This is a genomic window from Candidatus Williamhamiltonella endosymbiont of Tuberolachnus salignus (assembly GCF_964019775.1).
GTDB classification, from domain to species: Bacteria; Pseudomonadota; Gammaproteobacteria; order Enterobacterales; family Enterobacteriaceae; genus Hamiltonella; species Hamiltonella defendens.
Map to the genome: position 1 here is coordinate 1,744,645 of NZ_OZ026471.1, position 13,338 is coordinate 1,757,982.

The window sequence follows — 13,338 nt, forward strand, 5'->3', positions numbered from 1 at the left end:
AAGTTTACTGCCAGATGATTAAACAATAATACTTTTTGCCACGACGCAATAAAGTATATCTATCTAATAATCGATCTTCACTGGTAAAAATATATTCAGGTTTGAGTTGTTTTTTACCATTGACACTGATAGAAGAAGATTGAATTAAAGTTCGAGCCTGAGAACGTGAAGGTGCAAGCTGGGCACTAACCAGTGCTTTTTGCAGGTCAGCATCTGTTTCTAACCTCACGATTGGGATGCCATCTTGTGCCAGCTGTGAAAAATCTTCCTCTCGCATATCATGTGGGTTGCCTGTAAATAAACTAGCAGTAATGCGTTGTGCAGCAGAAAGACCTTCTTTACCATGTACCATTTCTGTTATCTCATTTGCTAACACATACTGTGCCTGAGGCGCTTTATCATTTTTTTTATCTTGCTCTTCCAAAGCATCAATGGCATTTAAATCGATAAAAGTAAATAATTTGAGAAAACGGTAAACATCCGCATCGGCAGTATTGAGCCAAAATTGATAGAACTGATAGGGGCTTGTTTTTTTTGCATCTAACCAGATTGTATTTCCTTCGGTTTTACCAAATTTGCTTCCATCCGCCTTAGTGATTAAAGGTACTGTTAAGCCGTATACAGATCGCCTGTTTAAACGATGTGTCAAATCAATCCCAGAGGTGATATTTCCCCATTGATCTGAGCCACCAATTTGAAGTTCTACCTTATGATTTTTATTTAAATAAGCAAAATCATAACTTTGTAGTAAATTATAGGAAAATTCAGTAAAAGAAATTCCGCTGTCGGTACGAGATAATCGTTGTTTTACCGCCTCTTTGTTCATCATTTGATTGACGGAAAAATGTTTTCCAATATCCCGCAAAAAAGTCAATACATTGATATGACTAAACCAATTGTGATTATTTTCTATTGTAGCGCTGTGATTACCGCAATCAAAATCAAGAAAGGGCTCCACTTGTTCGCGTATTTTATTGACCCATTGATGTACTGTATCAATATCGTTTAATTTTCTTTCGCCGGCTTTAAAACTGGGATCACCAATCAGACCAGTGGCGCCTCCAACCAATATGATGGGTTTGTGACCTACAAGTTGAAAACGTTTTAAACATAATAAAGGCACTAAATGCCCCAAGTGAAGGCTATCTGCAGTAGGATCAAAGCCACAATATAAAGAAATCTGCCCCTGATAAAGGCGTTCGGAAAGCCTTGTTTTGTCTGTCACTTGAGCTATCAGCCCACGTTGTTCTAGTTGTTCAATCAGGTTATTGCTGATCATTAAAAACTCCGATTACTTGATCATAAATTTTAAATCAGGCTTTCTCGTTTGCGCTGATACTTCGGACAAAAGATTTGAAACACAGCCTGTTATGGGCTCAAACGGTCAATTGTCCATTCATTTTCTTTTTTTTGATAGATAAAACGGTCATGCAAGCGATGGAGACCTCCTTGCCAAAACTCTACCGAATGAAAACGAACTCGAAATCCACCCCAAAAATGAGGTAAAGGAACTTCACCTTCCTGAAATTTTTGTTTGAATTCCAAAAAACGATTTTCCAACACTTCACGTGTTGCAATGATCTCTGATTGGGGGGACGCCCAAGCAGCAATCTGACTTTCTTTTGGACGACTTTGAAAATACTCGCGAGATTCTTGAGTCGATATAGGTTCTGCTTGACCTAGAAAAATTACCTGTCTGTCTAGCATGTACCAAGGAAAAAGCAAGCTAGTATTACGATTTTTTTTTAAATGTTGTGCTTTTCGGCTATTAAAATGAGTAAAAAATACCAGTCCTTCTTTATCATAATATTTTAGCAATACTATGCGTTGAAAAGGCTGGCCGCTAGAATCTACAGTTGCAACACACATCGCTGCAGGATCCGAAAGACCAGCGTCACATGCGTCTTTTAACCAATCTTTAAATAGATCCAATGGACAAGAACTGAGACCGCTACGTCGGAGTACTGTGTTTTTATATTCTCGTCGAAGATCATGAACAGGTACGTTATTTATTTTATTGTTTTCACTCATAATGATCCTTTAATCACTTAAAATGAAAAAATGATGAGCTGATTACTTTTGCTCACACAATTCTCAATAAGTTTTCAATTTTAAAAAAAACGTGCTTGGCGGCTTCATTTTGATAATGATAAAATATCTCTGATTGAGTAATGATTTTTATAGTCAAAAAGTCATTTTTAATGGTTAAGTCTTATTTGAGTATACTATTGTGGTCAGTTAAAATGCTTTTTCAATAGGAAATAGTTATGTTAAAACCTTTATTTACCGTTTTTATTTTGGCGACAACTTTAACAGGTTGTGTTGGTCCTAGCTCTTTATCAGGAGATGTTTTTAGTGCTTCAGAGGCCAAAAAAGTACAAAATGTCAGCTATGGCGTTATCATTTCAATACGTCCGATCACCATTCAAAAAGATGGTGATCGAATCCCGTTGGGCGCTATTGGTGGTTCTGTATTGGGCGGATTATTAGGTAATACCGTTGGAGGAGGTACAGGCAGAACGTTAGCAACAGGAGTAGGCGCGGTTGCTGGTGGTGTAGCAGGTCACAGTGTTCAGAATTTTTTAAATAAATCTAAAGGGGTTCAATTAGAAATACGTAAAGAAAATAATGATATTATTTCAGTAGTACAAGAACAGGGCTCTACTCAGTTTTTTGTCAATCAGCGTGTGATGATAGCCAGCATTGGTAACAGTGTCACTGTAAGCCCTCATTATTAATATTAATAATGATATTAATGCATTATTGAATAAAAAAATTAAGCAGGGTTTTAAACGAACCCTGAGCTTATTTTTTAATCGAAAAATAACTTTAAATATCATCATATTATTAATGAATAAGTTAATTAACATAAAGACATTTTAAATTATTTTTATATACACATATATGTACAAAATTATTTTTGATACCCCTTTGATATCTTTGGCAAAATACCAAGAACAAAACTGCTATGTCTCACAAAGCCACTTACACGCAACTAACAGTTAAGAGTTAATAACTTCCTCCAACGCTGCTAATATTATGGCGTTACCTTTATTCTGTGTGTTAACAAAGATTATTAAATTTAATTCTACAATATTATTTCTTTTATTGTTTATATTTATATTTTTTCTGTCTGTGGCGCTCATTATGGAAAGTATTTTTTTACCGGATGCCTGTCTACAGTTTTATTTAATAAATATGAAATAAAAAATGATTGGATCAGAATAATTGTTTTTTTTGTTAGGCATTGCTTCATTAATAAGTTCATTTTTTATAAGTGGTGATTATTATGGAAATCCTGTTTTTATTTCTATATCTATTTTATTTTTGAGTTTAGTTTTGTCAAAACCCGTTTCTTTATCAAATAAATTGTTTATATACTGTGGTGAAACGTCATACAGTATATATTTATGTCATATTATATTAATGTTTGGTATTAGTTACCTTGTATATTTGTTATTTGGTGTGGTAGATATTAATAATTATACTGCTATTTTAATTTATTCAATATCTGCATTATTAATAGCTGTGATTTCATTCTTTTCATATAAGTATATAGAGTATCCTTAAATACCGTTATCACCTTCTGAACTGGTATAGGCGTTGAGCCTTACCCACTAAGAACAGGCCAACACAATTGGTGTTCAGCTTAAGCCCATTTCGCGGCTCTTTTCGGTAATGCCATTTTCACGCCTTTGCCAGCATGTCATTATCCAGTCAACCTACGCTTCCTGTTCAGGAAACAGCAAAAAAGGTACAGTCACCGGTAATCCCTAATCAATATTACGCGGGTCTGTGGTCATGCCCCAGTCAATAATAAATTGCGCCGGTAGAAATCGGTATTTTGCTTATAGAAGTTTGATACTTTCCGGTTACTCACGAAGACGTTGTGGCCGCTCAGCGCGCCATTCAAACACCTGAACATAATCCAGTTTTTTAAAGTCAAAAGGGAACGGTAATGGCATGGGAATTTATCCGGAAAAAAGGCGCGGTAAAAAAATATATTGCACATAACTGTATATATAAAAAACAGAAAACAGGAAATTAATTCATATACTACATTTTGATATTAAAATAGTATTTTTAATTTAATATTATTCTTTTTGTGAATAAATAAACTGTTATTTATTATGTAACAGTAGTATTTTTTATATCTTGTAAATCTTTAATGTTTTTTTCAATTTTTTCTATCAAATTTGATAATAGTTTAATTTCTACTTCAGAAATTCCTTGCAAAATATCTTTGCTTGTTTCATGAATAACATTTTCTACTTTTTTAATAGTGTCACTGGCTTCACTTGTCAGCTTTATACGCTTGGCTCGTCGATCGTTCGAGCAACAATGCCTGGTAATTAAAGCTTTGTCTTCCAATTGATCAAGAGTCCGCACCAATGAAGGCTGTTCTATACCAATTGCTTTCGCTAACTGTATTTGAGTTTGAGATTGTTCAAGCGGTAAACGGTTAACATTATACAATGTCACCCAGTGTGATTGGGTTAAATCCAGTGGTTTTAGTTTTTCATCGATTAAAGCCCGCCATAAGCGCACTAATCGAGCTAAATCAGATCCTAGTGTCGATTCCAATCTCTCCTCCTTAATCATTATCATTCTGTTCTGATTCCTAAAATCAAATTCATTCTGAATGATAAAAATATAAATTTATCCACTAAAAATGTAATTTTTACATTTAATATATTAAATATACTATAAAAATAATTAAATTTCATTTAAATAAATTTAACATAAACAATCAATTTCTATTTAAAGCACGTATTCAAGTAATAATAATGTATTTTTTTTAAAAAAATCAACAATTATAATACATATTATAAAAAATTAAGTCAGGAAAAATAAAAACAAAGATGTTTTTAGTTTTTAATTTTAGAATTTTTATAGAGTAGATATATACATGAAAATTATGGCTGTTGAATTAAATGAAGATTGGAAAACCAACTGTCTTGAACGATAATTTATGAAGCTATCTGATGGTACGACTCATTTTAATGGAATAAAAAGTCAGTCAGAAAGCGCATTTAAAATGCTTTTGAATGGCTTTTTATATCATGATACGATCAGTGCCAGTACATCTTTCAACGCTTTTATGATGATATGTTAGTCTTAAAATATGCATGTTAAGCTGGGTTTTTTAAGGATGATAAAAAATAAAAACAGACATTATCCTATCAAAAAGGGTGATTTTATAAAAACAATCGAAACTCATATGATTAAATATGATAAAGGAATCTCCCAAACAGGCCAGGAGTCACACTGTGAATTAAAGGTGTCAATTTAGTGGGCGCTTTTATGCCATGCTGGCTGACAATGACCACACTTTCCAGCGTCCACCCACTTAAATGCTGAGCACGATCCGAGTGATGACTGACAGTATATTAATGACGATTTTCTCTGTTTGATGCATTTTCTCACTCCTTTACATTTAGATAAATATTTTATTAGCCTTGAAAATTTTATTTTTCTGTTGTTTAAAATTTTTTTATTTTTATAAAGTGTATACTCTTTGTTCACAATTAATTTAAATTTAAATTAAATTGTTTTTATTTAAAAAATTAAAATGAAGTTATTTAAAATAAATAAAAAACAGGATATGTATAAAAATATTACCAAGCAGTATAACTTTAATAAGTCGTACAAAAAAATAGTAAAGATAATTGCTAAAATCGTTGATTATATGAAATTCACTTTAATAAGAAATAATAGTACAGCTAAACTTAATAAAAAATGTAGAAAATTAACAGAAAAATTTAATTCTTTAAAGAAGTAGTTATCAAGTAAAGAAATAAAAAATACTAAAATTAAATTAAAAAAACTTTAAAAAAAGCCATTTTTACGAAGAAATTATTAAAAGCAGCAAAAAATAATAATAAGAAGATAAAGAATATGACAGCAGAAGAAATTTTGCAGAAAAGTGTTGAATTTCGTCATAAATCTAACTTAGAGAACATAAAAAAATAGATTTTATGATTAAAGAAAATGAAATCTGTCTTTATTGGTTTTAAATTTTTGAATGTTTAAAAGTTTTTCCCTTATAATTTTACATATATAAACAGTTGAGTTAAATTAATTGTGGTCCCGTGACCCGAAATGTCGGGTATTTTATCTCATCTGGCTTTTATTGGATTTTTTTATTTTTTTTCAAACGCCTCTAAATATGCCCATCGGGCAAAGGCCTCTTCCAGAGCTCGTTCAGAATCCCTTAATGTGTTCAGTTTCTGTTGTGTTTCGTTCTGAGGTTTTGAAAAAAAATCAGGGGTGCTGACCTCAGATTGCAAAAGAGCGATTTTTTCTTCTAATGCTTCTAATTCCATAGGTAATTGTTCCAGTTCTTTTTTTTGCTGATAACTCAGTTTATGTACTGAAGTTTGATGTGTTTTCGAGCTTCCAGGTGTACCCCTCTGTTTTTGTATGGGCAATGGCGATGGAGGCGCCTCTATTTTTTGATGCATGGATTTGGAAGCCGCTCGTTGTTGATGAGCATCAGAATATCCCCCAATAAAACGATTGATTTGCCCATCGCCTTCAAAAATCCAACATTCTGTCACCGCATTATCCACGAATTGTCGATCATGACTGACCAATAATACAGTGCCTTGATAGGCTTCTATCATTTCTTCTAACAGTTCCAATGTTTCAATATCTAAATCATTGGTGGGCTCGTCTAAAATAAGCAGATTGCTGGGTTTTAAAAACAGTTTGGCAAGTAATAAACGATGACGCTCTCCCCCTGAGAGCACTTTGACCGGTGTCATCGCTCGTTTAGGATGGAATAAAAAATCTTGTAAATAACCCAAAACGTGACGCGAGCGCCCGTTAATCATCACTTCTTGTTTCCCTTCTGCCAAGTTGTCCAGCACCGTTTTTTGTGGATCTAATTCTGCCCGATGCTGATCAAAATAGGCCACATCAAGATGCGTACCGCGATATATTTTTCCACTTTCTGCTTTCAATTCGCCAAGCATCAACTTTAATAACGTGGTTTTACCGCACCCATTCGGACCCACAAGTGCAATTTTATCTCCTCTCAACACCTGAACAGAAAAATCATCAACCAGGATTTTGTCTGATAATATATAAGAAACATTTTCTAATTCAAAAACCATTTTTCCTGAACGCTTTTGCTCTTCCCATTGTATTTTTGCCTTACCCATGACTTCTCTGCGTTCAGAACGTTGTTGTCTTAATGATTTTAAAGCTCTTACCCGACCTTCATTGCGGGTTCGGCGGGCTTTAATCCCCTGGCGGATCCAGATCTCTTCTTGAGCCAATTTGCGATCAAATTCCGCATTTTGAAGTTCTTCAACCCGTAAGGCGTCTTCTTTTTTCTCCAAATACAAGGCGTAATTTCCTGGCCAAGAAGTCAATTTCCCGCGATCCAGATCCACAATACGGGTCGCGATGGTGCTGATAAACGAACGATCATGGGAAATAAAAACCAGGCTGCCTTCAAAATTTTTTAAAAATTCTTCTAACCATTGAATGCTTTGAATATCCAGGTGATTGGTAGGTTCATCCAGTAATAACACTTCAGGAGCGCTGACGAGGGCTCTTCCTAAAGCCGCTTTACGTAGCCAACCGCCCGATAAAGAAGATAACTTTTGCTCAGCAGATAACCCTAACTGTTTGAGCACGTCATGAATGCGTGCCTCTAATTGCCATAAATCTTGATGATCTAGGATATTTTGCAATGTCGCCAATTGTTCCAAATTTTTTTCGCTGGGATCCGTTTCTATTTTATTTAAAATATCTTGGTAGGTTTTTAAATGAGCGGCCTGTTCTTTCACACCTTCAGAAATAAAATCAAATACAGTGCCCGCCACCTCTCGAGGAGGATCCTGCTGTAAGCGTGCCACCACCAGATCTTGTTGATAAACCATTTGACCATCATCAAGTGACATTTCTTTGTTTAAAATTTTTAACAGCGTGGATTTTCCTGTGCCGTTACGTCCCACCAAACAGACCCGTTCATTGGGTTCAACATGTAATTGGGTGTGATCCAATAAGGGGGCGTCGCTGAATGAAAGGTAAGCCCCCGATAAGCTGATTAATGACATGGTTGTTTTGGTTCCTTATTTTTTTTTGTTAATAGCCAGCAATGATGCATTGGCCGATGATGAGCAAAATCCATCGATTCTGTTTGTCTTCTGAGATCTTTTGCTTCAAACCCTAAAAAGGCGATTTGAGATAAATCAAGATGAAAACCTCGTTTATTACAAGAAAAAATCAGTTTTCCTTGAGGACGCAGTAGCGTTTTGATCGTTTTTATCAGTAATAAATAATCTCGTTGAACTTCAAAAGTGCTTTTCATCCGCTTTGAATTTGAAAAAGTCGGGGGATCAAGAAAAATGAAATCAAATTGCTCATCTTTTTGATGCTGGAGCCAAGTGAAACAATCCTCCTGGATAAAACGATGCCGTGATCCCGTCAATCCATTGGTGTTGAGATTTTTTTTTGCCCATTCCAAATAAGTACGGGACATATCGACACTGGTGGTGCTTCGCGCGCCGCCCAATCCCGCATGAACAGTGGCACTGCCGGTGTAAGCGAATAGATTTAAAAAATCTTTTCCTTGGCTGAGTTTCGCGAGCATTTGGCGAGTAAGACGATGATCTAAAAACAGCCCAGTGTCCAGATAATCCGTTAAGTTAACCCATAAACGTGCATGGTATTCTTTGACTAAAACGAGCTCTTCTTTTTGAGCTAATTTCACATATTGTTGTTTGCCGGATTGAGGCTGACGAATTTTGAGGATCAGCTGATTGGGCGCTAATTTCAGCACGGCCAAGCTGGCTTGAATCATATCTTGCAAGCGTCTTCGCGCTTTTTTTTCATCAATCGTTTTAGGCGCTTTATATTCTTGAAGGATAACCTTATCACCATAGCGATCTAAAGCCACGTTATAATCCGGCAAATCCGCATCATATAAACGATAACAGTCAATGCCTTCTTTTTGTGCCCATTTGCCCCGTTGACGGCTATTTTTACGCAGCCGATTCGCAAAATCTTCAGCAGGGATTGTCAGGGGATCATCTCTTAAAGAATAATTTTTTTGATAACAATCAAGCGCGCCATTTTTCGCTTTAAATTGCCGATCAGCGCGTAATGACAAAAAGCTCAGTAAATCAGATGAGCCACTGAAAATGGAGGCTTTCCAACCTCCGAACACGGTTTTCATCACGCGCCCTAAGGTGGTGTAAAGCACCATTAATTCAGGCTCACTCGAAAGCCGTTCTCCATAAGGAGGGTTACAAACCAGTGTTCCTGCCGATTTTTTATCCCACAGATTGATCAGCGGGAAATTCACCACCAGCTGGCTCACCTCTTGAACGGATAATTTGATGAGATCTTCTAAGCCTGCTTCATGAACATTGTTTTTTGCGATCCTGATCGCTTGGGGATCTTGATCTGCGCCAAAAAAATAAGGTGCTGTATTTTTCAAACCATCAGCCGCCCGAAGCTGAGCTTTTTTAAGCAAATCGCCCCATAAAACAGGATCAAATCCCTTCCAGGCTTGAAAGCCCCAATGCGAACGCTTTAACCCAGGTGCTTGATCGGCGGCCATCATGGCGGCTTCAATCAGTAATGTGCCCGAGCCGCACATCGGATCCACCAAAGGTGTGCCTTTTTGCCAGCCAGACCTCATTATAATTGCCGCGGCCAAGTTTTCTTTTAATGGCGCTTGACCGCCTTGAGCCCGATATCCCCGTTGATGCAAACCCTGTGCTCCACTGAAATCTAGTGAAATATGTGCTTTATCTCCTTGCAGGAAAACATGAATGCGGATATCTGGACGTGATGTTGAAACAGAAGGACGATCATTGTGTTCTTTCATAAAGTGATCTACAACAGCGTCTTTCACCTTTAGTGCGCCATATTGCGTATTTCGGATGGCGTCATTCATACCTTTAAAATGCACCGAAAAAGTGTTATCGATAGAAAATAAGTTGAGCCAATCAATCTCTCGAGCACCCAGATAGAGATCTTGATCACGCTGAATTGAAAATGTGGCAAGCGGCAATAAAATTCGGGAAGCAAGACGGCTCCACAATAAGCTTTGATACAAAAGCCGATCATCGCCTTGAAAATAAAGGCCTCCCTGAACAATTTGACAATCCGTTGCACCTAATTCGATCAATTCATTTTTAAGGAGTTCTTCTAAACCGTACGCGGTACTGGCAAAAAAATCAGTCATATATAAAGTGCGTTTTTATGGATAGGAAAAATGGAATATGGATATATCTTTCAAGATGATACCTTTTTATCATCGAGTAGCGAAAAATTAATCATCAATGTTTTGGAGAAAATGAGATGTCCTCCCCTCACGAAAAAAAATCAGAGCTGAGCTCAATACCTTCGATAACGGACACCACAAATCAAGTCTGTATCGAATTTAATGGCCGTTGTTTTTTGGGCAATAAGCAGCATGTGCTATTGGAACAGTTAGAAGAGCAAGGCATAGAGATCCCTTATTCTTGTCGCGCTGGGATCTGTCGTTTTTGTCAAATAAAAATAATAATAGGAGAAGTGAAAACATTAACTCAAGATGCCATGGATAAAGACGGCAATATTCTTTCTTGTTGTTGCATCCCTAAAGGAAATTTAACGCTTTCGGATTAAAGCAAAATAAAAAACGTCCAGAAAAAAATCTCTCGTTCATTCACATCAAATATGATGAATGATCTTTTTAATTAAAGCAGGCCCCTGAAAAATCAGCCCCGAATAAAGCTGTAATAAAGATGCCCCAGCAGCAATTTTTTCACGCGCGGCCATCAATGAGTCAATCCCCCCGACACCGATGATAGGAATGCGACCTTTTAATTCTTTTGATAAAAGTCGAATGGTCTCGTTGCTGCTTGGCTGTAAAGGCCGTCCGCTTAGCCCTCCTGATTGCTGGCAGTGATTCAAACCTTGAATTAAAGAATGATCTAAAGTCGTATTGGTCGCAATGACGCCATCAATCTCATGTTTGAGAAATGCATCTGCAAGTTTAATGAGTTCTTCTTCACTTAAATCCGGTGATATTTTGACTGCTACAGGCACATATCGATCATGTTGCTCGTGTAATTGAGTCTGTTTTTTTTTGACTGAAGTCAACATATCTTCTAAAAGATCGCCATATTGTAATTGACGCAATTTTTCAGTGTTAGGTGATGAAATATTCACTGCGATATAACCCGCATAAGGGTAAACTTTATCCATACAGATGAGATAATCTTCTTTGCTGACTTCTAAAGGGGTTTCTTTATTTTTCCCGATATTAATCCCCAATACACCCCCAAATCGGGAACGTTTAATATTATTAATTAAATAATCCACCCCTGAGTTGTTAAAACCCATACGGTTGATCAACGCTTCTGCTTCTGTGACTCGAAATAATCGAGGCTTTTGATTCCCTTGTTGAGGCAGAGGGGTCACAGTCCCAACTTCAATAAAACCAAATCCCATTGCCCCTAATACATCGATACAATCGCCATTTTTATCTAATCCAGCCGCTAATCCCAGAGGATTTTTAAAGGAGAGGCCCATACAATCAACCGATTTCGTCGGAACAGACTGACTGATTAAAAATTGTAATGGTGTGCCTGTAATACGTTTAAGATGACGAAAAGTAAATTCATGACTGTGTTCAGGATCTAGTTGAAACAGTATTTTTTTTAAACATGAGTAGAACATTATTTTCTCCACCGGTATGTCATATCAAATGCTTTTGAATCAAAGAAACGAAAGAAAAAAACTCTTTCATCACCTGACGATAAACATCCCGCTTAAAAGACACCACCTGGCGTACTGGATACCAAAAGCTTACCCAGCACCAGCCATCAAATTCTGGGGCTTTTGTGCATTCTACATTGATATTGCTATCGTCACAGGTTAACTCTAATAAAAACCATCGTTGTTTTTGGCCAATACAGACTGGGTCTGTATTCCATCGTACTAAATGTTTGGGTAATTTGTAACGCAACCAGTAATGAGTGGAAGTCAATATTCGAACATCTTTTTTATTTAGCCCCAGTTCTTCAAATAACTCACGATACATTGCCTCCTCAGGCGATTCAGTCAAATGAATTCCTCCTTGAGGAAATTGCCAGGAATGCTGCCCATAACGCTTAGCCCATAAAACTTGCCCTTTTTTGTTACAAATTACGATACCGACATTTAAGCGGTAGCCATCATTATCAATCACTTATTACCTCAATAAGTTCATTATTCAAAAATCCCTCGATTTTCTCATACTCGATAGAAAGGGTAAACTATTGAAAAAAAATTTGCCGACCATCCTCTCTCCATGTAAGCAAAGATATCAGTTTGATCATTTCGAAAGGCTTTAGAGTGCGGATTTTTAAAAAATCAAATATCTTCTCGTAGATAAGGCTCTATTTCACCTTTCCGGCGTGTTTTGAGCAACTTTAGGCTCCAAATATATTGTGATGGGTAACGAATTAAAAAAATTTCGAGCTCTTTATTGATATGACGTGCCACCTCGGCATCCTCTGCTGCCAGCAACTGATTCATAGGGGGGCGAATAAAAATATCCATCCTGTGAGTACGATAATTATAGACCGGAAATATGGGAATAACGACGGCGTTGCATATTTTCATTAAACGTCCTAAGGTCGGTAAAGTGGCCTTGTAAGTATCAAAAAAATCAACAAAAATACTTTTTTCAGGGCCATAATCTTCATCTGGCGCATAGTGCCCCCAAAATCCTTTTTGTATCGCATGAATAAACGGTTTAATTGTATCTTTACGAGCATGCATATATGCCCCAAAACGCATTCGTGCAGAATTCCATAAATAATCAAATAGGGGATTACGTTGTTGGTGAAACATAGCGGTGATCGGTTTGCCCTCGCTGGTCAATAACATACCGGGAATATCTATTGACCAAGCGTGGGGAAGAAGAAGAATGATGTTCGTCTTCTTTTTTTCAATCTCATCTAAAATAAAGCGATCATGCCAATGTACTCGTGAGGCCAAGAATTGAGGACCTCGAAGACAAAGATCCAATATAAGCATAATCGGCTGTGTTGAATTGCAAAACATCTCATCAATGATTTTTTCACGCTGAACCTCAGTGAGATTCGACATGCAATAAATGAGGTTGATACGAGCCCGCCGACGCGCTCCTTTAGCACATTTTCCTACCAGAAAACCAATGAAAGCCATGAGGCCATCACGCCATTTAATAGGTAAATAGCTTAAAAGTACCAACAAACCAACACCGAACCAGATCCCCCAATAACGCGGATGTAAAAAAGCTTTGTCAAAACGCGGAATAAAACCAGCATGATTATTTTTTTTGTGCATAAAATTTACGGCTCG

Annotated in this window: 9 protein-coding genes and 2 pseudogenes; 2 read left to right on the forward strand and 9 right to left on the reverse strand. The window is 36.7% G+C overall.

Annotation, left to right across the window (positions count from 1 at the left end):
- Positions 1–4: 4 nt before the first annotated feature.
- Entirely contained in the window at positions 5–1,279 is a 1,275-nt protein-coding gene (tyrS, locus tag AACL23_RS08635) for a tyrosine--tRNA ligase (protein WP_095034222.1), read from the reverse strand.
- Between the two features lie 89 nt (positions 1,280–1,368).
- A complete protein-coding gene (gene pdxH / locus AACL23_RS08640) occupies positions 1,369–2,031 on the reverse strand; it encodes a pyridoxamine 5'-phosphate oxidase (RefSeq protein ID WP_015873229.1) in 663 nt (220 codons plus the stop codon).
- Between the two features lie 236 nt (positions 2,032–2,267).
- Here pdxH and AACL23_RS08645 point away from each other — a divergent pair, with 236 nt between their 5' ends.
- Complete coding sequence (locus AACL23_RS08645; protein WP_100096321.1) at positions 2,268–2,738, forward strand: glycine zipper 2TM domain-containing protein; 471 nt, start codon at positions 2,268–2,270, stop codon at positions 2,736–2,738.
- Between the two features lie 909 nt (positions 2,739–3,647).
- Here AACL23_RS08645 and AACL23_RS08650 read toward each other — a convergent pair.
- The 4 genes and pseudogenes from AACL23_RS08650 to rlmKL form a co-directional block, all read right to left on the reverse strand.
- Positions 3,648–3,965 (reverse strand): annotated as a pseudogene (locus tag AACL23_RS08650) (TerL protein); the annotation flags it as partial.
- 163 nt (positions 3,966–4,128) lie between these two features.
- Complete coding sequence (gene slyA, locus AACL23_RS08655; protein WP_015873225.1) at positions 4,129–4,584, reverse strand: transcriptional regulator SlyA; 456 nt, start codon at positions 4,582–4,584, stop codon at positions 4,129–4,131.
- Positions 4,585–6,143: 1,559 nt separating this feature from the next.
- On the reverse strand, positions 6,144–8,069 hold the full coding sequence (locus AACL23_RS08660; RefSeq protein WP_339051213.1) for an ABC transporter ATP-binding protein: 1,926 nt from the start codon (positions 8,067–8,069) through the stop codon (positions 6,144–6,146).
- On the reverse strand, positions 8,060–10,207 hold the full coding sequence (gene rlmKL, locus AACL23_RS08665) for a bifunctional 23S rRNA (guanine(2069)-N(7))-methyltransferase RlmK/23S rRNA (guanine(2445)-N(2))-methyltransferase RlmL (protein ID WP_339051215.1): 2,148 nt from the start codon (positions 10,205–10,207) through the stop codon (positions 8,060–8,062). The genes AACL23_RS08660 and rlmKL overlap by 10 nt, the downstream gene beginning before the upstream one ends.
- 191 nt (positions 10,208–10,398) lie before the next feature.
- On the opposite strand from rlmKL, the pseudogene AACL23_RS08670 reads away from it, so the two are divergent.
- Positions 10,399–10,632: pseudogene (locus tag AACL23_RS08670) on the forward strand (2Fe-2S iron-sulfur cluster-binding protein); the annotation flags it as partial.
- Positions 10,633–10,677: 45 nt separating this feature from the next.
- Here the strand turns inward: AACL23_RS08670 and pyrD are convergent.
- The 3 genes from pyrD to lpxM all read right to left on the reverse strand — a co-directional run bounded on the left by pyrD (position 10,678) and on the right by lpxM (position 13,323).
- Complete coding sequence (pyrD, locus tag AACL23_RS08675) at positions 10,678–11,688, reverse strand: quinone-dependent dihydroorotate dehydrogenase (RefSeq protein WP_339051217.1); 1,011 nt, start codon at positions 11,686–11,688, stop codon at positions 10,678–10,680.
- Between the two features lie 19 nt (positions 11,689–11,707).
- Positions 11,708–12,199, reverse strand: coding sequence for an RNA pyrophosphohydrolase (rppH, locus tag AACL23_RS08680; RefSeq protein WP_095034217.1), 492 nt, complete (start codon positions 12,197–12,199; stop codon positions 11,708–11,710).
- Positions 12,200–12,363: 164 nt separating this feature from the next.
- A complete protein-coding gene (gene lpxM / locus AACL23_RS08685; protein WP_100096325.1) occupies positions 12,364–13,323 on the reverse strand; it encodes a lauroyl-Kdo(2)-lipid IV(A) myristoyltransferase in 960 nt (319 codons plus the stop codon).
- Between the last annotated feature and the right edge of the window lie 15 nt (positions 13,324–13,338).